We start from the raw sequence: 21898 nt of genomic DNA, 5'->3' as shown, positions 1-21898 counted from the left end.
TCATATCATGGCTTATTACAACACAAACACAGCAGTCGCCTATGATATGACGGCCGAGCCCTATATGGGCGAGGAGGCTTTTGCCCCCGCTCGCCCCCAACGCCTGGAGCGCCCGCGCCTCGACGTGGTCGGTGGCGCGGGCCGAGAGGCAAACCAGGCTGTCAGCCCGGTGTTCACCCGTGTTATCAAGGTCGCCCTTGTATTGGTGGCCATGTTCTTCGCCCTTGGCGTCGCCCGTGTTACCATAGCGAGCGCGACCGCGGCGACTCTGAACGGCAACGCGCAGCTCAACAGCACGCTTGAGACCGCTCAGGAGGAAAGCTCCAACCTGGAGGTCATGCGTTCCGTCTACGGCGCTACCACCCGTATTCGCGACCTCGCCGCCGGCACGCTCGGCATGGTCGAGGCCGAGGGCGGCGTCACCGTCGACGTGTCCGCTACGCCGGTCGCATCCGTTCAGTAGAGCTCCGCGATTTTTAGAGGGACTATGCCCTATAACAATTATGACGAGAGGGGATATCGCCCTCATAAACCGCGAGATGGCCGCAGCGTGCGCAATGCGCGTGAAGAGCAGCGCAGGGACGAGGAGCTTGAGCGCTCTTTGGTAACAAGGAGAAAGTTCTTTGGAGGTCTTATGGGCTTTGGCGCTCTGTTGTGCGGTGCCAAGCTTCTAGATTACCAGGTCTTCAATGCAGATGAATATCGCCAGCAGGCGGATTACCGCCGCCTGTCGCACCAGACGCTTTTCGCCAAGCGCGGTACCGTCTACGACCGCAACGGAAACGTCCTGGCGTCCAGCGTGGAGTGCCAAAACGTTTACGTGAACCCGCAACTTATCGAGAGCAAGCGCAAGGCGGTAAACGCCTTGGTCGATATTTTGGGCGTGGACGCCGCCGAGGTTCGCGACATCCTGGACCGCGATACCACGTTTGCCTACGTCAAGCGCCAAGTGGATCAAGAAGACGCCGATCTTCTTGCCGAGAAGGACATCGCGGGCATTGAGTTTGAGCCCACCATCAAGCGCGTATACCCGTATGGCAGCATGGCCTCGCAGGTGCTGGGCGTGGTCAACGTCGACAATGAGGGCATCTCCGGCCTGGAGGGCTACTACAACGACGACCTTATGGGCGAGAACGGCAGCATTGTCCGCGAGCGCGCCCGTGACGGCAGCTATATCGCGGGCGGCGCCTATGAGAAGGTCCCTGCGCAGGATGGTACGGACATGGTGCTTACCATTGATGCCAACATCCAGCGCGCGGCCGAGGATGCCATGAAGGAGGCCGTGACCTCGTCCGGCGCCAACTATGGTTCGGCCGTGGTATGCGATCCTACAACTGGAGAGATTCTAGCGGCGTGCTCGTACCCCACCTATGATCAATCAAACCTTGCCGAGGCGCGCACGGAGGACATGAACCTTCGCGTGGTGACCGACGCCTACGAGCCCGGATCGGTATTCAAGGCGTTGGTTTGCGGCATGGCGATCGATATGGACAAGGTCACGCCCGACACCGAGTTCTTGGTCCCCGCCAGCGTCGAGGTTGGTTCGGACCACGTCTACGACGTCGACAAACGCGACTACACCATGACTATGTCGGTGCGCGAGATCATGCGCCGCTCATCCAACACCGGTATGGTGCTGGTTGGCCGTAAAGTGGGCGAGGATAACTTCGCTAAATACTTAAAGAAGTACGGCCTGGGCACCAAGTCCGGCATCGATTTCCCGGGTGAATCCACGGGCATCATTCGCGATCGCAGCGAATATGACGGCTCCAGCTTGGGCTCCATGTCCTTTGGCCAGGGTATCGCCGTGTCGCCCATCGAGCTTCTGCGCGCTATGACCGGCATCGCCAACAAGGGCGTTATGGTAACCCCTCACTTCCTCAAGTCTAAAAAGGGCGAAGAGATCGACTGGGCTTCCAAGGAGAAACGTGCCATCAGCGAAGAGGCGGCCGAGCAGGTTGTCTCCATGATGGAAACGGTTGTGGCCGAGGGTACCGGCGCGGGCGCCCAGATCGAGGGCTACAACATCGCCGGCAAGACCGGCACCGCGGAGCGCGCCGGAGAGGGCGGCGGCTACCAGGAAAACAACAACATGGCGTCGTTCCTGGGTTTTGTAAGCCCCAAACATCCCAAGGCCATGGTCTACATCACCCTGGACGGCACGGCCTACACCTCCAGCGTGGCGACGCCGCCGTTCAAGACCATTATGCAGGCGACTATCGACGCGCTTGGCATCAAGGCGGGGGAGTAAAAAGCGTTCTATGGCACTCTTCGCCCGCCCGCCGGCGTGGACGAGTGCGGGCGGGCGCATGTTGCCGTCATGCGCTGTTCACATGGACTGCACCATTGCGTCTTGACCGAGCGGTACAATAGCAGGCTGTCTATAAGCTAACGAAGGGTCTAGCATGATAGAGATAGCGGTAAAGTACCTCGAGAACGTGACGGGTGCTAAGCCATGGACCGGCAATGCCGACCGCGTCTGCCGGGGTTGCGTCATCGATTCACGTCAGGTGGAGACCGATTCCATCTTTGTCGCCTTCCCGGGCGAGCGCGTCGATGGCAACGACTACGCTTCCCAGGCGATCGAGGCGGGTGCGGCGTGCGTCGTTTTGACCCGCGAGCCGTCTCGCGAGCTGATAAGGCAGGCGGACGATCACGAGTGCGCCATCTTCACCGCGGACGACGCCACCGAGTTCCTCCTGCGCCTGGCGCAGGGTTATCGAGCGCGCATGCGCTGCACCGTGGTAGGTATCACCGGCTCCATTGGCAAGACCACCACAAAGGACGTGCTGTGCGCCCTGCTCGCGACGCGCTACCGCGTCCACGCCACGCGCGGCAACTACAACAGCCTTATCGGCATGCCCCTCACCATTCTGGCCGCTCCGCGCAATACCCAGATCATGGTGCTCGAGATGGGCATGGACTCGCTGGGCCAAATCGAGCGCTTGTCGCGCTGCGCCCAGCCCACCTACAGCATCATCACTAAAATCGGCAGCTCGCACATCGGCCTGCTGGGCAGCCGCGAGAACATCGCGCGCGCCAAGGCGGAGATCGTTTGCGGCATGGCTCCCTCGTCCGTGAACTTCGAGGGGCATCATTCCAAGCTCATCCTCAATGGCGAGGACGAGTTCACGCCGTTTATCACCGCTGCGTTCGCCAAGCCGGCTGGCGTGGACGTGGTGCTGTGCGGCACGTCTGCGGACGATGACGTGAGTGCCACCAACATAGAGCTGGACCAGAACGGCTCGCCTGTCTTTGACCTTATGTTCGCCAACGGCGCGCAGTTCAAGACCAAGCTGGGTATCACCGGCAAGCAGGCTGTGCCAAACGCGCTGTACGCCGCCGCCGTAGCGTCCGAACTGGGCATTCCGCAGTTCACCATCGATGAGGTGTTCCGGGAGGCTCAGATCACCGGGCACCGCCAGGAGGTTCGCTTGGCTGCCAACGGCGCGCGCGTCATCGACGACTCCTACAATGCTAGCCCCGAGTCCATGGCCGCCGGCCTGGATCTGCTCTCCACGCTGCCGTGCCGCGGCGCGCGCGTGGCGATCCTGGGCGAGATGGGCGAGCTGGGCGATGAGGCTCCCCGCCTGCACCAGCTGGTCGGCGCATACGCCGCTTCCAAAAAGCCCGGGCTGCTGATCTGCGTGGGCGATGAGAACGCTCGACAGATGGCGTCCGCCGCCCGTCTTATGGGTATGGACGAGGACGGCATCCAGGTGGTGCCGGATTGCGACAAGCTCATCGCCCGCTATTCGCATGTTCTCGCCCCTACCGACCTTGTACTTGTTAAGGGCTCGCGCTTTGTGGGCCTCGATCGCTTTGTTGAAGAGGTGTGCTAGATGTTCTTCAACCCCGCTTACCCAACGTATCAGGCGTTTGTCGCCCTGGGTATCGCTGCTATAGTTACGGCGCTCCTCATGCCGCTGTGGATCAAGCTTCTTAAAAACGAGGGGATTGGCCAGCAGGTTCGCGCCGACGGTCCCAAGCGCCATCTGGTAAAGCAGGGCACCCCCACCATGGGCGGCGTAGTGATCCTGCTGGGCATAGTGGTGTCCTGCCTGCTGCTGGCGCAGCCCGCGCCCTCCATCATGCTGGCTGCCGGCGCCGCGTTGGCCACCGGTGCGCTGGGCCTGCTCGATGACGTTACCTCCGTGGCACAGGGCCGCTCGCTTGGCTTGACGCCGCGAGCCAAGATGGTGGGTCTCACGTTGATCGTGGTCGCGTTCTTCCTCGCCGCCGTCAACCTGTGCGGTGTGGAACCGGTCATTCGCTTCCCTGGCGGGTTCGCGATCGATCTGGGCGTCCTCACCACCACGTTCAGCGTAGCGGGCACCACCATCTCGGTGCCCTGGCTCTACCTCGTCTTTGTGTTCCTCCTGCTTGCGGGAATGTCCAACGCCGTCAACCTCACCGACGGTCTTGACGGCCTCGCCGGCGGTACGGTTATGATCGCCATGTTGGTCATGGCCGCCATCTGCTTCTTGCGCGGAGACCCCAACCTGGCCATCTTCTGCGCCGCATGCGCGGGCGGTTGCCTTGGCTTTCTGTGGTTCAATGCCTATCCGGCAAGCATCTTCATGGGCGATACCGGTTCGCTTGCGCTGGGCGCGGGCTTTGCCGCCGTCGCCGTGCTCACCAACACGGAGGTCATCTCTTTGGTAGTGGGCGGCTTGTTCATCGTCGAGGCGCTCTCCGTCATCATCCAGGTCGTCAGCTTTAAGGCCACGGGCAAGCGCGTCTTCCTCATGGCGCCCATTCATCACCATTTCGAGAAGCTTGGCTGGGCGGAGACCAAGGTGGTCATCCGCTTCTGGATCATCGCCGCCGCATGCGGGGCGCTGGGCCTCGCCTTCTTCTTCCAACTTGCATAGGGGAGTACCCATGTCATTGCCAGATCGATTTTCTCTGCTGGTCCTCGGCCAGGGAACCACGGGGCTCGATGTCGTCTCCTGGGCCCTGCGCCATCGCGGCGATCGCGTCGACTCCATTACGGTGTACGGCGGCGGCTCCTCTTCGCCTACGGAGAAAACCCGCTCGCTCGAGGCGTCGGGTGTTGAGTTTGTCTACGGCACCGAGCTTGTTCAGGGATCGTATGACGTGTGCGTAGCCAGCCCCGGCATCTCGGAGTTCTCCGAGTTCTTTGGTTCTGCTCGCGCGGCGAGCGTCCAGATTATGGGCGAGCCCGAGTTTACCTGGCGTCTGTCTCCCCAGCGCTGGTGCGGCATCACGGGCACCAATGGCAAGACCACCACCACCTCGCTCACCCAGCACCTGCTGCGCTCTAGCGGCATGGCGGCCTCTGCCGTGGGCAACATCGGCATGACCGCCATCAGTGCCGTTGATTCGCGCTCGCAGGGGGACTGGCTGGTCGCCGAGCTCTCCAGCTACCAGCTGGCCACCACGTGCGAGCTTCACCCCCGCGTGTCCGTGCTGCTCAACATCACGCCGGACCACCTTGCCTGGCACCGCTCGCACGATAACTACGCCCGCGCCAAGATCAGCCTCTTTAAGAACATGGACAAGGATGATCTTGCGATCGTGGATGTGGAGGACGATGGCATCAACGCCTACCGCGACCAGATCTTCGTTTCAGGCAGGCGCGTGCTGAGCGTCTCCTTTGAGGATCCGGGCACCGCTGACGCGGCCTTTGTGCGCGACGGCGTCCTTACGGTGCGTTTGGCGGACGATGAGACGTCGCTGGTGAGTGCGGGCGAGCTCAAGATCTTTGGTCACCATAACGTGATCAATGCGCTCGCGGCCTCTGCTGCGGCCCTTGCTTGCGGCGCCACCGCGGTCGGTGTTCGCGAGGGTCTCAAGGTGTTTGCGCCGCTGGAGCATCGCGTCGAGCCGTGCGGCGAGCTTGACGGTGTCCGCTACGTCAACGATTCCAAGGCGACCAACACCGACGCCGTCCTCAAGGCGCTTACCGCGTTTCCGCAAGACCGCGTGATCTTGCTGCTTGGCGGCCATGATAAGGGCACGCCCCTGGATGAGTTCGCTGAGCAGGTCGCCGCTCAGGTGGGCGCCGTCGTCTGCTTTGGCGAGGCGCGTGAGCGCTTCCGGCACGCGCTGGAGGAGACCGAGGGCGCCAGCGACATCGACATCGCGGTCGCCAGCGACCTGTGCGACGCCGTTGACGTGGCGCGCTCGCTCGCCGGCAGGGGAGACGTGGTGCTGCTATCGCCCGCGTGCTCGTCTTTTGACGAGTTCACCGGGTTTGAGGAGCGCGGACGCCGCTTTAAGGCGTACCTGCAAGAGCTGCGCGAACATGCAGCGGAAGTTGAAATGGACTAGGGGCGGTTTTAAGGAATCGCAACATTATAGTTGGACGAGGAGCCGCCAGTGGCACGTGATACGCGAAACAACCAGGATGCGCGCATGGACGCACGCGCCGGGGAAGGGGTTCGCGGTCGGGCCGAGCGCCCTCGCCGCCGACGCGCTACCGAGTTTGAGCATTCCAGCATGGGCGAGCGCCTGATCGCCGGCGTTCCCGCGCGCATCATGGCGCCCCGCCTGGTGTTTATCGTCTGTCTTGCGGCGCTGTGCTCATTCGGATTGCTTATGGTGTATTCGGCCTCTTCGGTCGAGGCGCTTCAAGAGACCGGCAGCTCGACGTACTTCCTGGTTCGCCAGCTTATCAATATGGCTATCGGTTTGGCGTTCATTCTTATCATGTGCATCGCGCCCGCTTTCTCGCTTGAGTCGTATCGCTTTTTTTGGACCAAGCCGTTTTGGGTTATCATCATGGGACTGCTGGTGCTTGTTAAGGTGATCGGTGCGGGGTCGGGCGGCGCTGTTCGCTGGATCGACCTTGGCTTTACCACCATCCAGCCCTCTGAGTTTGCCAAGCCCGTTGCCATCATCATCGCGGCGCGCCTTGCCGTGGATTATTTTATCGACCGAGAAATCGATTCCCAGAAGTTCATTAAAGGCCTGGTCTTGGGCATCGGTCTGCCTCTAGCCCTGGTGTTTGTTCAGCCGGACATGGGCAGTACCCTCATCATCGCCGTCGCGGTCTTCTTTATGCTCGTCCTTTCCGGGCTGCCCGGGCGCTATATCTTCTACATCCTCGGCGTTTTCGCGGTCGCCGGCACCGCCGCGCTTGTCGCGCAGCCCTACCGTATCGCCCGCTTGATGGTTGCGATCGACCCCTGGAAGGACCCATACGGTGACGGCTACCAGGCGACGCTCGCCATCATGGCGTTTGCGTCGGGCGGATTGTTCGGCCGCGGCATCGGTGGGTCGACCATGAAGTACAACTACCTGCCCGAGGCGCATAACGACTATATTCTTGCCATCATTGGCGAAGAGCTCGGCCTGGTGGGCACCGTCATCTTCTTTGCGGTCTTCATAGCGCTGTTGGTCTCTGCCTTTAGGATTGGAACGCGCTGCCCTAATCGGTTTGGCAGGCTCATAGCTTACGGCTCCTCGCTCATGCTTGGCATCCAGTTCTTTGTCAACGTCATGGGTATCTTGGGCGTCACGCCTATGACCGGCAAACCCATTCCCTTCATTAGCTACGGCGGATCTTCCGTGCTGACGTCGATGATCATGGCCGGTCTTATCCTGCGCGTCTCGATCGAGAGCAACCAGACCACCATCCATGACGTGCGTCGCCAGAGCCTCTCCGTGGTTGATCGCGACCGCGGTGGACGGGCGACCTCATCTGGCTTTAGCGTGCTTACGGGCGGCGGCTCCGCGCGAGGCGAATCTTCGCGCGGGCGTTCCTCGCAGTCGGGCTCGCCGCGTCAGGGGGGTTCCACCCGGGGCGCAAGGTCCTCGTCCACATCCTCGCGGGGTCCTGCGGGCTATGGTCGTACCGGCATCTCCGGAGGCTATGATCGCGTGAACCTTAACGGCGACCCCTCGGACCGCTTGCGGTCGCGCGATTCCGGCCCGCGCGTGAACAGGTATGATGGTTCTGGCCGGCGCGACAACCATGGTGGTCGTACCGGATATTCAAATTCAACCAGGAGGGGTCGTTATGACCGATAAGCTCTCTGTCGCTATCGCCGCCGGCGGCACTGCCGGACACGTTAATCCCGCACTTGCGCTTGCGGAGGAGCTGCGGCAGCGCGGACATGCGGTCCGCTTCTTTGGCGAGTCGCGCCGCCTTGAAGGCAAGTTGGTGCCCCAGGCGGGATTCGACTTCTTTCCCGTACACGTCACCGGCTTTGACCGGGCCCGCCCATGGACCCTGGCGACCGCCCTGTACCATCTAAGCCGCGAGCAATCCAGGCTTGTCCGTGCGTTTAAGGACGATGCCTCGCTCAAACCGGACGTGGCCATCGGCTTTGGCGCCTACATCGAGCTCCCGCTTATGCGCGCCGCCGCCAAGATGGGTATCCCCGTGGCGCTGCACGAGCAAAACTCCGTACCCGGCCTTGCCAACAAGCAATCCGCCAATGCCGCGTCTCTTATCGCTATCGCGCAGCCCAGCGTTGAGAAGATCTTCCGTGAACATGCCGGCGCCCATACCAAGATTGTTATGACCGGCAACCCGGTGCGCCGCTCCGTGCTTGAGGGCGATCGCGCTCGCGGCCGCGCTGCGCTGGGGGTGGGCGAGGACGAGACCTTGCTGCTGGTCTTTGGCGGCTCTCTTGGTGCCCATCACCTCAACGAGCGCATCGCTGCGTTAAAAGAGCGCCTGCTTTCAGTCCCCGGCTTGCATGTTATGCACTCGACCGGTGCCGACGACTTTGAGGCGACGCGCGACCTTTTGGCCCTGACGGATGCGGAGGCAAGCCGTTGGACGGTCCAGCCCTATATCCAGGATATGGGCGATATGCTGGCGGCGGCGGACCTGGTGCTCTCGCGCGCCGGGGCCTCGTCCATCGCCGAGATCGCCGCCCTGGCCGTGCCCTCCGTGCTGGTGCCCTATCCCCACGCCACGGCGGACCACCAAACCACCAACGCCCGCTTCTTGGTAGATGCCCATGCGGCTGTGATGTTCGCGGACGCGGATATCGATGGCAAGGCGTTTGAGGATACCCTGGCAGACCTGCTGGCGAGCTCGTCCAAACGCTCCGCGATGAGGCGGGCGGCCAAGGATTTGGCGCAAGACCGCGCGGCGCAGATGCTCGCGGACCAGATAGAGGCATTGGTTCGTTAACCGCTTGCATGCCCCCATCCTGCTGGTTGATTTGCCTGGGCGATCGCCTGCGGGATGGGGGTATTTTCCTATGCGTGCGCGGTGAGTGCATAAGGGCGCGCATGAGAGTACAATAGATAAGTTAATCATGTAAGCGACGCTACGAGGAGTAGGCATGTCGAACATCGTAGTACCCGAGACAACCGAGGCGCCCGCGTTTAAGAGCGCGCATTTCATTGGTATTGGCGGCGCCGGCATGAGCGGCATCGCGCTGGTGCTGCATGAGCGCGGCTACGCGGTGAGCGGCTCGGACCTCAAGACCTCCCGCTACATCCGCCAGCTCACCCGAGCCGGCGTCGATATCCATATTGGCCATGAGGCCAAGACCATCGATGAGGTCAAGCCCGAGGTGGTTGTTGTTTCGACCGCTATTCCCGAGACCAACCCGGAGCTGGTTCGCGCACGCGAGCTGGGTATTCCCGTGTGGCCTCGCGCCAAGATGCTCTCTGCGCTGGGCCAGGGCTACACCACTGTCGCCGTGGCGGGTACGCATGGCAAGACCACCACGTCTTCTATGTGCGCCACCATGCTCGACCGTATGGACCTGGACCCCAGCTTCCTTATCGGCGGCATCGTCGAGGGCTATGACACCAACGGCCGCAACGGCTCGGGCGAGTTCTTTGTCGCCGAGGCGGACGAGTCCGATAGCTCATTTTTGTACCTCAACCCCAACGTGGTGGTGGTTACCAACGTCGAGGCGGACCACATGGACCATTACTCGTCCCTTGAAGAGATCGAGGAGACGTTCTGCACGTTCATGAATTTGGTGGGCGAGGACGGTTGCGTTATCGCGTGCGGCGACCAGAAGCGCCTGGCCGAGCTTGCCCGTTCCACCGGCCGTCGCGTGATCACCTATGGCGTCGATGCCGATAACGACGTGGTCTGCATCCCCGGCGAGTCGATGCATGCCATCGGCGCAACCTTTACGGTGAAGCTGCCCGACGGCACCACCCATGAGGTTTCCATCAAGCACAACCCCGGCCATCACAACATGCTCAACGCCACCGCATCGCTCACCGTGAGCTACGTGCTTGGGTTGGACGTGGACGCTGCCGCCCGGGCGCTTTCCAGCTTTGAGGGAGTGCGCCGCCGCTTCACCCATGTGGGCGATGTCAACGGCGTGACGTTGGTGGACGATTACGGCCACCATCCCACCGAGATCAAGGCGACCCTTGCCGCGGCAAAGGAGCTTGCTTTCAAGCACGTGTCCGTTGTGTTCCAGCCGCATCGCTACTCGCGCTTGCAGGCGCTGCGCGATGATTTCGCCAACGCTTTCGCGGACGCCGACAAGCTCATCTTGATCGACGTGTTCCCTGCGGGCGAGATGCCCATTCCGGGCGTTACCAGCAAGATGCTTGCCGACAGGGTGCGCGAGCTGCATCCCGGTATGGACGTGCGCTACGTTGCCGATCGCGCCGACCTTATGCAGTGCATCGATGAGACCGTCTCGGACGGCGACCTGCTGATCACCATGGGCGCCGGCGACGTCACCACCGTGGGTCCCGACTACCTCGAGCACGTGCAGCAGCTCGATGGCGACCGCTAGATCGCCATGGGTCTGTTCAACGCTGTCATGTCCCTCTCGGGACTCATCGATACCGAGGTTGTAGAGGACGAGCGCCTTGCTCGCCATACCAGTTACCGCATCGGCGGCAAGGCGTCCCTCTTCATCACCTGCCATAGCTACCACTCGCTGCGCCGGACCGTGGAGGTTCTGGGGCGCGAGCAGGTGCCGTGGGTCATTATCGGCAAGGGTTCCAATCTGCTTGTCGCCGATGACGGCTACCAGGGTGCGGTGATTTCGCTGGGACGCGAGTTCAGCCGCTTTGTGCTCGCCGATGACGGCGTAACTATTACCGCCGGCGCCGGCGCCATGCTGGCGCGCTTGGTTAACGAGGCGTTGAGCCGTGAGCTCTCGGGCTTGGAGTTTGCCGTCGGCATTCCCGGTACCGTGGGCGGCGCGATATCCATGAACGCGGGCTCGCGCGATGAGTGGATAGGCGCCCTGGTCCAAGACGTTCTTACCTATAAGGCGGGCGAGGGCATTCGCCATTACGGTCGCGATGACGTCACGTGGGGGTATCGCACCAACACGCTGCCGCGCGACGAGATCGTTCTGGAGGCTACGCTTCGCCTTGCCCCCGGCAACAAGGCCGATATCAGGACTAAGATGGAGCGCTCGCTTGCGCGCCGTCGCCGCACGCAGCCCATCGGTTCCGCCTCGTGCGGATCGGTGTTTCGCAATCCGCCCGACATGAGTGTTGGAAAGATGGTCGAGGACTGTGGATTGAAGGGTTTTTCTATAGGCGGCGCCGAAGTCTCGACGATTCACGCTAACTTTATCGTGAACAAAGGGACCGCTTCGGCCGATGATGTCGCGGCGGTTATTCGACATGTGCACGGAAAGGTAAAGGAAACGTATGGCGTCGAGCTCCAACCGGAAGTCAAATTCCTCGGCTTCTAGAGCCGCGAAGCCCACGTTCCGCAAGGCGACCGCTGCGCAGAAGCGCCCCGTTTCAAGCTCCGCTCCTGCCACGCGTCCAGCTTCGGTTCCCGCTCCCAAAAAACCTATCAGCGCCTATACCGCGCCGTCTCGCAAAACCTCCAGCAGGGTTGCGGCAAGCATTAAGGCTAAGCGACCCGCCAAGCAGGTCTCTGGAAAGGGGCCGGCTCCCCGCGGACTTCAAAGCGTTCCGGCAAAACCCGCCGCCGCTCCCATGTCTGGCAAGGGCATCAAGAAAGCCGGCATGCGCAAGGCCGCCGTGCCAACTCTCAACCAATCAATAAAGAAGGGTTCGCGCCCCGTAACGGCGCGCGCGCTAAATACCCCGGCTCCCCAGGCAGCGCCTGCCAAGGAGCCGCGTCCCGCCGGCAAGATCGCATCCGGTGCAAAGGCCATCGCCTCTAAGCTGCCGGTGCCCCGTGTTCCGCGAGCGGCCATCGCCGCCGTTTTGCTGGGCGTGCTGGCGCTGGCAGTCGCCGCCATCGTTATCTTGAACTCCGGCTTGTTCGCCGCTACCGAGATCAAGATAGAGGGCAGCGTCCATGTGACGCAGGGGCAAGCGGAGCAGCTGATCGACATCAAAGAGGGGACAACGCTCTTCAACGTCAACGAAGCCGAGCTGTCGAGCGCGCTCAAGAAGAACCCATGGGTCTCCGGCGTGGATATCGAGCGCGAGTTTCCCCATACTCTTGTCATCACCCCGCACGAGCGAACGGTGATAGCGATCGCTTATATCGCCGCGGATGATATCGCGTGGGCGATCGGGGATGATTCGTGCTGGATTGCGCCCATGTCGCTGAGCGTGTACGTGGATGCGGACGGCAACATCGTCGATGACGTAGAGCCCGTCGTCGCCGATTCCCAGGACAGCGCTACCCAAGATGGCGCCTCGCAGGATGCGGACGCTCAGGATCAAGTGGATACGGCGGCGACTGCGCTGCCCGAGGGCATCACCGCGCTTTCCGGCAAAGATGCCGCCGAGGCCCTTGCCAAGCAGTCGAACGCGATTCTGCTGTGCGACGTTTCCGCCGATGTGTCTCCGTCAAGTGGCGATGACGTCACCTCTGATTTGGTCTTGGACGGCATCGCCTACGCGAAGGGTTTCACGCCGGAATTCGTCGCCCAGATCAAAGATATCTCCATTGCGTCCGAGGAGGCGATTTCTGCAAACCTTGACTCCGGAGTGGAGATCGCGCTCGGCCCGCCTGACGATATCGCCCTGAAGGAGCGTGTGGTGACGCAGCTGCTCCAGCAGGAGCAGGGAGTCACCTTCATCAACGTGCGAACGCCCAATGCGTATACATTCCGCAGCGTTCCCACGTGATGCCTTGGACAAAATCCCAGCTCTCGGTGAATGGTCAGCTGGTCTACCTGCTGTTTGTTTGTTAAATTCACATTTGGGGGCGTATGCATTTGACTTTTATCGGGAAAACATGCAAAGATAACGTGTTTTATCTCTAGGTTTAATCTTAACTTGAGGGTTATCATTACCGTTGTTTATTCGCAATCTTGCGTATACGGATGTTCGGAGGACCGACACATGCACGAGAACGAGATCAACAACTATCTTGCCGTCATCAAGGTGGTCGGTGTCGGCGGCGGCGGTACCAACGCGGTCAATCGAATGATTGAAGAGGGTATCCGCGGCGTCGAGTTCGTGGCCATCAATACCGACGCGCAGGCGTTGGCGATCTCCGATGCCGACATCAAGGTGCACATCGGCACCGACCTCACGCGCGGCCTGGGCGCCGGCGCCAACCCCGAGGTCGGCCGCAAGGCAGCTGACGAGAGCCGCGACGACATCGCCGAGGCTCTGGCTGGCGCCGACATGGTCTTCATCACCGCTGGCGAGGGCGGTGGCACCGGTACCGGCGCTGCTCCCATCGTTGCGGACATCGCTATGAACGAGGTCGGCGCGCTGACCGTCGCCGTCGTCACCAAGCCCTTCACCTTTGAGGGCCGCAAGCGCAAGAAGGCCGCCGAGGAGGGCATCAAGACCCTGTCCGACAGCGTCGACACCCTCATCGTCATCCCTAACGATAAGCTCCTCGACATCGCCGAGAAGAAGACCACCATGCTGGAGGCCTTCTCCAACGCCGATGGGGTCCTTTCCCAGGGTACCCAGGGTATTACCGACCTGATCACCGTCCCCGGCGTCATCAACCTGGACTTCGCAGACGTCAAGACGATCATGCGCCAGGCTGGCACCGCTATGATGGGCATCGGCGTCGCCTCCGGCGATTCCCGCGCGGTCGACGCTGCCCAGCAGGCCATCTCCAGCCGCCTGCTCGAGAGCTCCATCGATGGTGCCACCCGCGTCCTGCTCTCCATCGCCGGTTCCAAGGACCTTGGCATCCAGGAGATCAACGACGCCGCCGACCTTGTCGCCAACGCCGTCGACCCCGAGGCCAACATCATCTTCGGTACCGTTGTGGACGAGTCCCTGGGCGATCAGGTTCGCATCACCGTCATCGCCACCGGCTTCTCCGATTCCAACGTCAACCGCCAGGATGACCTTTTTGCTCAGTCCCAGGCCCAGGCAAAGGCGGAGGCTGCTCCCCAGCACGCCGCCCAGGCCGCTCCCACCCGCAACATCGGCGGCACCGAGCTTCCCAACTTTGGCAACGACCAGTTCGAGCTGCCCGACTTCCTTAAGCGCGGCACGTTCTAACGTTTTTTCAGTACGATAGCTTGCTTATATAGGGCGCCCCGGCATCAACGTCGGGGCGTCTTCTTGTTTCTCGAGCTTATGCTCTCGTGCAGACACGTCTCGCACCCCGTGCGGCCCCTTTGCACGATATGGTTGCCATAATCTGACCCATGCAAGCGCTGGTTGCTAGGACAGGCTGCCCGATTGTGAGATGGTGGATGTATCGAAGCGGCTTTTCTATGGGAGGCGAAGCGATGGACAAGGGGTTCGGGGAGCGTTTGGTCGCCCTGCGGCAGGGCAGGGGATATAGTCAAGAGCAGATCGCCATGCGGTTGGGTGTGACTCACCAGGGGAGAACACCCGCGTGACGGAACAGGGGGAGGATGTCGATGTGCAGAGCCTGCGCGCGGGCGATGTGGTCGATGTCCGCTTTGCGGTAGCGACCAAAGATGTTGACAACCCATATGAACTGCCGGCGCTCATCCAGCCGGATGCTATCGAGGTGGTTGAGAGCTCCCGCGCATCCGGTGGTGACTAAAATGAAGCGCGGCGTGTGAGGATCGCGTGCTGCGGGTACAACGTATACCAAATGAGTTTGGGGCGAGGGCGGAAGCGTTCTCGCCCCGTTCCGTTATGCAGATACTGATGATTGGTGGTCGATGCTGTGGAGCGCTTTACCGTTGACGGCGTGACCCTTGTGGGGTCTCGTGATGCCGATATCGCCTTTGGTTTCACCGAGCGCACAGGAGGGGTTTCCAAGCCTCCGTATGCCTCGCTTAACCTGGGAAGCCATGTTGGAGACGACCTTGAAGCAGTACAGCATAATAGGCTTTTAGTCTTGCGTGCGCTGGGAGTTGAAAACCTTTACAATGCCCTGATAATTCCCAACCAAGTTCATGGTGATGACGTGGTGGCGGTGCGAAATTCTGGTGCAGGCTATCTCGAGAGTATTCGCGAGCGGGTTGCGCAGGGCGCGGACGCCATCGTATGCACCGCCCGCCAAGTTCCCGTCATGCTCTGCTTCGCTGATTGCGTACCGGTTATTCTGACCTGCGGAAACAATGGCTTTGCCGTGGTTCATTCCGGCTGGAAGGGCACATATGCCCGTATCGCAGCAAAGGCGGCCCGCGCGCTGTGCGAGGAGACGGGAGTCGACCCATCCGCTATTTCTGCGTATATTGGCCCGCATATTCAAGGGGACGAATATCAGGTGTCTGATGACCTGATGCATAAGTTCTCTTTACAATTTGATACCATTGCAGAAACCGCATCGCGGCTTTTGGATCTGTCCGCGTGCATACGTCAGTCGCTCGAAGAAATTGGAGTTCCTCCGTGCGCAATTCACGACTTGCGGCTCTCGACCGTGCGTCTCAACGACCGGTTCTTCTCGTACCGGGCGGAGAACGGCACTTGTGGTCGCCACGCCGCCATAGCCGTGGCCCTCTAGCGAGCATCGCTATCGGGGCCCTCACCCTGGCAACAGCCCTATCAATCTCTGCATGCTCTTCCGGTGCCTCGGATGGCCAGATCACGGTGGCGGGTTCGACCACCTGCCTGCCCATCGCCGAGGTCGCCGCTGAAGCCTACACCGAGCAGACGGGGCTCAGCGTCCTCGTCTCCGGCCTGGGCTCCAGCGCCGGCATCGAGGCCGTCTCCAATGGGACGGCGGAGATCGCGACCTCCTCGCGCGGTCTTAACGAAGAAGAGCAAAAGCTGGGCCTCACCACCATCCCGGTCGCGCACGACGGCATCGCCGTCATCGTGAACCCGGACAACCCCGTCCAGAACCTCTCGACCGAGCAGCTTCGCGATATCTATGCGGGCAAGATCACCAACTGGTCGGAAGTGGGCGGCGAGGACCTCGCTATCCAGCTCGTCAACCGTGACGAGGCATCCGGCACCCGCGAGGCGTTCAAGTCCATCATCATGGACGGCGAGCCCTTCGACCGCCGTGCCGCCGTACTTTCCGGCACCGGCCAGGTGCGCGACGTCGTCAGCCGCACCCGCGGCGCCATCGGCTACATCTCAATGGGCTTCGTGGAGTCCAAGTACGCCGAGACCCAGGTTCGCGCCATCAACGTGAACCACGTGGAGCCCATCGAGGCGACGGTCGCCAGCGGCGGCTACCCCATCTCCCGCGACCTGTATTTCTTCACCAAGGGCGAGCCCACGGATGAGGCACAGGGCTATATCGACTACGTCTTGTCCGAGGAAATGGACGAGCAGATTCGCGAGGCCGGCTTCATTCCCGCCGGCAATGGCTCTGAAGCAGGGGAGGAGTAGCACATGGGCGATACCGCTTCCAACGTCCAAGTGACGTCTCAATCGCGCAAACGCGATCTTGCCCTGGTATCCCGCAGCACCTACCTTAAGGAAAAGGGGTTGCAGTACCTGTTCTTTGGCTGCGCCTTCCTTGCTGTGGTCACCGTTCTTTTGATCTTCGCTTTCACCATGATGCAGGCCGCTCCGGTCTTCACGGATATCGGCCTTGCCAACTTCTTCAGCTTCACCTGGGCTCCCACGGAGGGACAGTACGGCATCCTGTCGCTCCTCGCGGGCTCCGGTCTGGTGACCGTAGGCGCGTTGGTGCTGGGCGTTCCTTTGGGCGTGGGCACCGCCGTCTACCTCACCGAGATCGCGACCGACCGCGTGCGCGCCCTCATCAGCCCCGCCGTCGACCTGTTGGCCGGCATCCCGTCGATCATCTACGGCTTCTTCGGCATGGTCATCATCCGCCCGGTGGTGGCCGAGCTTACCGGCGGCATGGGCTTCGGCGCGCTTACCGCGTGGTTCGTGCTGGCGATCATGATCGTCCCCACCATCACCACGCTCACTATCGACGCGCTCAACTCCATCCCCATGGGTATCCGCGAGGCCTCCTACGCCATGGGCGCAACCAAGTGGCAGACTATCTACAAGGTCGTTATCCCCGCTGCGCGCTTCGGCATCGTCGACGCGGTGGTTTTGGGCATGGGCCGCGCTATCGGCGAGACCATGGCCGTCCTCATGGTGGTCGGCAACGCCCCGGTCATCCCGGACTCCATCTCAAGCCCCGTATCCACCCTCACCAGCCAGATCGCGCTCGACATGAGCTACTCGTCCGGCCTGCACCGCACCGCCCTGTTCGGCATGGGCGTGGTGCTCTTCATCATCTCCGCCGCGCTGGTGGGCATCGTCCGCGTTCTCTCAAAGATGAGGAAGGAGGGGTAGGCGATGGCTCAGGACGCTTCTACCTCTACCGAGCAGCTTAGCTCCTCGCAGCGCATCAAGCGCGCCCTTTCGCACGGCAAGCAGGGCCGTATCTCCAAGAACACCTCCAACAAAGTGATGCTTGGGGTCTTTCGCCTGGCTGCCGCCATCACCACGCTGGTGCTGGTGGCCATCATCGCCTACGTCGTCGTCAACGGCCTTCCGCATATCTCGCTCGATTTCATCTTCGGCTGGCCCCACGGCGTCAACGCGGAGGGCGGTATCTGGCCCACCATCGTCTCGACTATCTACGTGACGGCGCTGGCGATGCTCATCTGCACGCCCATCGCTGTTTTGGCGGCCGTCTATCTGGCCGAGTACGCCAAGCAGGGCAGGCTCGTCAACACCATTCGCTATGCCGCCGACACGCTGGCCTCAGTGCCCTCGATCGTTATGGGCCTGTTTGGCTACGCGCTCTTTGTCGAGGCCATGGGTTTGGGACTCTCGATGCTTTCCGCCGCGCTCGCGCTGGCGCTGCTCATGTTGCCCATCGTCATGCGCACCACCGAGGAGGCCATCCGCTCGGTTCCCCGCTACATCCGCTGGGGCGCCTACGGCTTGGGTGCCACCAAGTGGCAGGTCGTCTCTAAGATCGTGCTTCCCTCCGCTTTCGGCCGCATCGCCACGGGTATCGTTTTGGGTATCGGCCGCGCCATCGGCGAGACCGCCGTTGTGCTCTACACTATGGGCCAGGCAATCAACATGCCCGTCACGCCGCTTGATTCCGGTCGCCCCATGACCGTGCACCTGTACCTTCTGGCCAACGACGGCATCAACATGAACGCCGCCTACGGTACGGCGCTGCTGTTGATGGTCATCATTCTCGCGTTCAATCTCTTCGCCCGCCACCTGTCGCGAAAGAGCAAGTAAGGAGCTTATCCCGTGTCCGTATACCAGTCCGCACCCGCAGTAACCGAGAGCGCGCTGATCGCCCAGAACTTCGACTTCTGGTACGGCGACTTCCATGCTCTTACCGACGTCAACCTCAACATCGCTAAAAACAAGATCACCGCGTTCATCGGCCCCTCTGGTTGCGGTAAGTCGACGTTTCTGCGCTGCATGAACCGCATGAACGACCTTATCGAGGGGACCCGTATCGAGGGCACCATGACGCTGGACGAATCCGATATCTACGCCGAGGGCGTCGATCCGGTGGATCTGCGCCGCCGCGTGGGCATGATCTTCCAGCAGCCCAACCCCTTCCCTAAATCCATCTACGAGAACGTCGCTTTTGGCCCTCGACTGCAGGGCGTGACTAGCAAAAGCGACCTCGACGACATAGTCGAAGAGTCCCTGAAGCGCGCCAACCTCTGGAAAGAGGTATCCAATCAGCTCTCTAAGGACGGCTTGGCGCTCTCCGGCGGACAGCAGCAGCGACTGTGTATCGCCCGCGTGCTGGCGGTTCAGCCGGACGTGCTCTTGATGGACGAGCCCTGCTCAGCCATCGATCCCACCTCCGTTCAGAAGGTCGAGGACCTGATGGCCGAGCTCGCGCCCGAGATGACCATCATCATCGTTACGCACAACATGCAGCAGGCCGCCCGTATCTCCGATTACACCGCGTTCTTCTTGCAGGAAGTTGCCGGAGAGCCTGCTACACTGATTGAGTATGGTCAGACCGACGCTATCTTCACTAGTCCGATGGATAAGCGCACGGAGGACTATATCACCGGTCGATTCGGCTGATTGGACAGCCGACCGGTCATTATCGGTTGCGGGTTTGTATTCGCCCGCGCTCGTCTGATTGGAGCCAAGAATGCGCAAACTGTTTTCCCGTCAGCTAGTCGAGGCACGTCACGAGATGCTCTCCATCTTCGAGGCAGTCGACCTCACGCTTCATGACGCCATCTCGGCGTTTGTCTTAAACGACAAGAAGCTTGCAAACAAGGCTAAGAAGGCCACCTTGCAGATCGATGCCCGCTGCGCCAACCTCGAGGCCGTCTGCTACAACCTCATCGCCACGCAGTCGCCGGTCGCCTCCGACTTCCGTCTGCTGCAGACCATCATCTACGTGAACTTCAACCTTGCCCGCATGAGCGACCACGTCCGCTCCATCGCCCGCGGCGCCAAGCACAAGGCCAATGCCGATCTCAAGATCCCCAACGAGCTGGTCGAGCTCATCGAGACCGAGGCCTCGCTGGTCTACCAGGTTCTGGGCGCCACCGCCACGGCCCTGGTCAACAACGACCTGTCCGCCATGCGCTCGCTCATGGACCTGGACGAGCCGGTGCGTCAGGTCTACGAGGAGTTCTTCCGCGTGTACAACCACATCGTCTCCGTCGAGGAGCCCGATGAGCACGCTTACGACGACCTTCGCCGCACCATCATGACCTCCCGCTACCTGGAGCGCATCTCCAGCGTCTCCGTTGAGATCGGTACGCGCCTGACCTTCCTTTTGACCGGTCAGCGCTGGAGCGCCTCCGACATCCTGGAGGCGGACGAGGGCGAGCTCGAGAGCATGCGCATCCCGTCTGGCGAGGGTGTTATCCTGGAGCCCAAGTCTGACGCGCGCTACGTTGCCGACCTGCCTTTGGACGAGGTTGGCGCGAAGCTTGCCACTTTGATTCGCGAGCTCGATGCAGAAGATGAGGACGAGGACTAGCGGTTTTCTTCCTTATAGATTGCGCTAGGCGCTTTGGGCACGTTCCCGAAGCGCCTTTGTTTTGCGCATACCGTGTTACGAGATGCGTTGCGCGGGGGTGCCGCCTCAAAGGTGCGCTAGTATGTGCTCACATGGTTATTTGGCGAAGGTGGTCGTATGGACATCAGCTTGCAGGATCAATTGAGGCGCCGTCGCGAGGAGATTCTCTTCCGCATGGATACGGCTTTGAGCAAAAGCGGTCGCACGCTTGCGGACGTTGAGCTTATCGCCGTGTCCAAAACGGTGGATGTGGAATACGTCCAGGCCGCCATTGCCGCCGGCTACCGAGCTTTTGGTGAGAACCGCCCGCAGGAGCTCGCCCGTAAGATCGACGGCCTGGAGCAGATGCGCGCTGCCGGCGCGGGTATACCGGACGTGCGCTTCGACATGATCGGCAACTTGCAGACCAATAAGATCAACGCGGTTTTGGGACGTGCGGACCTTATCCATTCCATCAGTTCGCTGCACCTGGCAGAAGCCGTTGCAAGCCGCGCTTCCCGTCGCATCGAGGATGGCCTGCTTGACGCCGCGCAGCCGGTTTTGCTTGAGGTGAACGTGAGCGGCGAGGAGACCAAGTCGGGCTTTTCGGTCGACGAGGTTCGCCAGGCCATACCGCACCTGCAGACACTTTATGGAATTCGCGTTTGCGGACTTATGACCATGGCGCCGCGAGGGGATAAGAAAATGGCTCGCGCGACGTTTGCGGGATTGCGCGAGTTGAGGGACGAACTTTCCGTCGAGTACCCCGATCTTTCTTTGGACGAGCTCTCCTGTGGAATGAGCGAGGACTTCGAGATCGCGCTCGAGGAGGGTTCTACCATCGTTCGCCTTGGCAGGGTGGTGTTTGACCCCGCCTTTGCAGTAGAATAGGCTGGTCAGGCGTGTTGGCTTGACCTGCACCATTCACACACTAACCGCACGACGGGCAGAGAGGTAGGAAACGTGGGCTTCCTAGGTGAACTCAAGAGCAAGCTCCCCTTTGGGCAGGAACAGGGTGGCTATGGCCGCGATTCCTATGCACAGGGCGACGGCTATGACGATTACTATGACGATGGCGGTGCGGATGCCGGCTACGGCGATGATTACTCGTCCGCAGGCTATGGCGGAAACGACCAGGGCTACGGCTCGTATGGCGAACAGGACAGCGGCAACGGCATGCTTGGCCAGACCCGTCGCGGCGAGGCGGAGTCCGTAGCGGTCTACACCCGTAGCGGCCAGTTGGTAGGCGATGCCGATCGCCATGCGACCACGTTCAACCCGCCCACGCGCTCGCACGATGCGTATCGTCCCGGCGCTTATGACACCCCGTCGAGCTATGCCGAGACCCTTCGCTCCGTCCCCTCGCCGGCAAGCCCTGCTTCCAGCTCCACGGCAGCTGACGCCGCGGCTCATCGCAGCGCCGTTGTGAACGGTACCCCTCAGCTTCCCGCATACATTCTTCGTCCGGAGAGCTATGACGACATCGAGACGGTCGTTCGCCGCGTGCGCACCCGTCAGCCCGTCGCCCTGGTTTTCGCCGGCGTTCGCACCGAGGTTGCAAAGCGCGTGCTTGATTTTAGCTATGGCTTCGCTTGCGGCCTTGGCGCGTCTGTCAAGGAAGTCGCCGACCGCGTCTTCATCGTGTTGCCCGAGGGCTGCGAGGTCAAGGAATCCGATCTGGCCAAGCTTCGCGCCGAGGGCTATATAAAGACCAAGTAGGAG

The 21898-nt window shown here is 61.5% G+C and carries 20 protein-coding genes; all 20 read left to right on the top strand.

Going from position 1 to position 21898, the window contains the following annotated elements; all coding sequences use genetic code 11:
• Window positions 1–7: 7 nt before the first annotated feature.
• The 20 genes from HMPREF9452_RS03020 (at window position 8) to HMPREF9452_RS02930 (ending at window position 21895) form a co-directional block, all read left to right on the top strand.
• Window positions 8–463: a cell division protein FtsL gene (locus HMPREF9452_RS03020; protein ID WP_009140634.1), complete on the top strand. Its 456-nt coding sequence runs from the start codon at window positions 8–10 to the stop codon at window positions 461–463.
• Window positions 464–487: 24 nt separating this feature from the next.
• A complete protein-coding gene (locus HMPREF9452_RS03015; protein ID WP_232205000.1) occupies window positions 488–2251 on the top strand; it encodes a peptidoglycan D,D-transpeptidase FtsI family protein in 1764 nt (587 codons plus the stop codon).
• A 154-nt stretch (window positions 2252–2405) separates the two neighbouring features.
• Complete coding sequence (locus HMPREF9452_RS03010) at window positions 2406–3842, top strand: UDP-N-acetylmuramoyl-tripeptide--D-alanyl-D-alanine ligase (RefSeq protein WP_009140632.1); 1437 nt, start codon at window positions 2406–2408, stop codon at window positions 3840–3842.
• On the top strand, window positions 3843–4874 hold the full coding sequence (gene mraY, locus HMPREF9452_RS03005) for a phospho-N-acetylmuramoyl-pentapeptide-transferase (RefSeq protein ID WP_009140631.1): 1032 nt from the start codon (window positions 3843–3845) through the stop codon (window positions 4872–4874).
• A gap of 10 nt (window positions 4875–4884) precedes the next feature.
• Window positions 4885–6297 (top strand): UDP-N-acetylmuramoyl-L-alanine--D-glutamate ligase, encoded by a 1413-nt coding sequence (gene murD / locus HMPREF9452_RS03000; protein WP_009140630.1) that lies wholly within the window; start codon window positions 4885–4887, stop codon window positions 6295–6297.
• A gap of 48 nt (window positions 6298–6345) precedes the next feature.
• Complete coding sequence (locus tag HMPREF9452_RS02995; RefSeq protein WP_009140629.1) at window positions 6346–7998, top strand: FtsW/RodA/SpoVE family cell cycle protein; 1653 nt, start codon at window positions 6346–6348, stop codon at window positions 7996–7998.
• Window positions 7988–9115 carry an undecaprenyldiphospho-muramoylpentapeptide beta-N-acetylglucosaminyltransferase gene (gene murG / locus HMPREF9452_RS02990; protein ID WP_009140628.1) on the top strand — a complete coding sequence of 376 codons (1128 nt, stop codon included), beginning with the start codon at window positions 7988–7990 and terminating at the stop codon, window positions 9113–9115. Before HMPREF9452_RS02995 ends, murG begins: the two co-directional genes overlap by 11 nt.
• A 154-nt stretch (window positions 9116–9269) precedes the next feature.
• Entirely contained in the window at window positions 9270–10700 is a 1431-nt protein-coding gene (gene murC / locus HMPREF9452_RS02985; protein ID WP_009140627.1) for a UDP-N-acetylmuramate--L-alanine ligase, read from the top strand.
• A gap of 6 nt (window positions 10701–10706) precedes the next feature.
• The gene (murB, locus tag HMPREF9452_RS02980) at window positions 10707–11618 is read left to right on the top strand and encodes a UDP-N-acetylmuramate dehydrogenase (RefSeq protein ID WP_009140626.1); all 912 of its coding nucleotides are present in this window, start codon (window positions 10707–10709) and stop codon (window positions 11616–11618) included.
• Window positions 11575–12981, top strand: coding sequence for a cell division protein FtsQ/DivIB (locus tag HMPREF9452_RS02975; protein ID WP_009140625.1), 1407 nt, complete (start codon window positions 11575–11577; stop codon window positions 12979–12981). The genes murB and HMPREF9452_RS02975 overlap by 44 nt, the downstream gene beginning before the upstream one ends.
• Before the next feature lie 216 nt (window positions 12982–13197).
• On the top strand, window positions 13198–14328 hold the full coding sequence (gene ftsZ, locus HMPREF9452_RS02970) for a cell division protein FtsZ (RefSeq protein WP_009140624.1): 1131 nt from the start codon (window positions 13198–13200) through the stop codon (window positions 14326–14328).
• Between the two features lie 343 nt (window positions 14329–14671).
• Entirely contained in the window at window positions 14672–14845 is a 174-nt protein-coding gene (locus tag HMPREF9452_RS11725) for a hypothetical protein (protein ID WP_009140622.1), read from the top strand.
• 126 nt (window positions 14846–14971) lie between these two features.
• Window positions 14972–15754: a polyphenol oxidase family protein gene (locus HMPREF9452_RS02965; protein ID WP_009140621.1), complete on the top strand. Its 783-nt coding sequence runs from the start codon at window positions 14972–14974 to the stop codon at window positions 15752–15754.
• Window positions 15718–16590 (top strand): phosphate ABC transporter substrate-binding protein, encoded by an 873-nt coding sequence (locus tag HMPREF9452_RS02960; protein WP_009140620.1) that lies wholly within the window; start codon window positions 15718–15720, stop codon window positions 16588–16590. Before HMPREF9452_RS02965 ends, HMPREF9452_RS02960 begins: the two co-directional genes overlap by 37 nt.
• Before the next feature lie 3 nt (window positions 16591–16593).
• A complete protein-coding gene (pstC, locus tag HMPREF9452_RS02955) occupies window positions 16594–17517 on the top strand; it encodes a phosphate ABC transporter permease subunit PstC (protein WP_009140619.1) in 924 nt (307 codons plus the stop codon).
• 3 nt (window positions 17518–17520) lie between these two features.
• Window positions 17521–18426 carry a phosphate ABC transporter permease PstA gene (pstA, locus tag HMPREF9452_RS02950; protein ID WP_009140618.1) on the top strand — a complete coding sequence of 302 codons (906 nt, stop codon included), beginning with the start codon at window positions 17521–17523 and terminating at the stop codon, window positions 18424–18426.
• A 12-nt stretch (window positions 18427–18438) separates the two neighbouring features.
• The gene (pstB, locus tag HMPREF9452_RS02945) at window positions 18439–19242 is read left to right on the top strand and encodes a phosphate ABC transporter ATP-binding protein PstB (protein WP_009140617.1); all 804 of its coding nucleotides are present in this window, start codon (window positions 18439–18441) and stop codon (window positions 19240–19242) included.
• A 70-nt stretch (window positions 19243–19312) separates the two neighbouring features.
• Entirely contained in the window at window positions 19313–20158 is an 846-nt protein-coding gene (locus HMPREF9452_RS02940) for a phosphate signaling complex PhoU family protein (RefSeq protein ID WP_009140616.1), read from the top strand.
• Window positions 20159–20314: 156 nt separating this feature from the next.
• Window positions 20315–21067, top strand: coding sequence for a YggS family pyridoxal phosphate-dependent enzyme (locus HMPREF9452_RS02935; RefSeq protein WP_009140615.1), 753 nt, complete (start codon window positions 20315–20317; stop codon window positions 21065–21067).
• Between the two features lie 72 nt (window positions 21068–21139).
• Window positions 21140–21895 (top strand): cell division protein SepF, encoded by a 756-nt coding sequence (locus HMPREF9452_RS02930; protein WP_009140614.1) that lies wholly within the window; start codon window positions 21140–21142, stop codon window positions 21893–21895.
• The last annotated feature ends 3 nt before the right edge of the window (window positions 21896–21898 follow it).

Origin of the sequence: Collinsella tanakaei YIT 12063 (assembly GCF_000225705.1) — a bacterium.
Taxonomy (GTDB): Bacteria; Actinomycetota; Coriobacteriia; order Coriobacteriales; family Coriobacteriaceae; genus Collinsella; species Collinsella tanakaei.
This window is presented reverse-complemented; position numbering and strand designations above follow the sequence as displayed.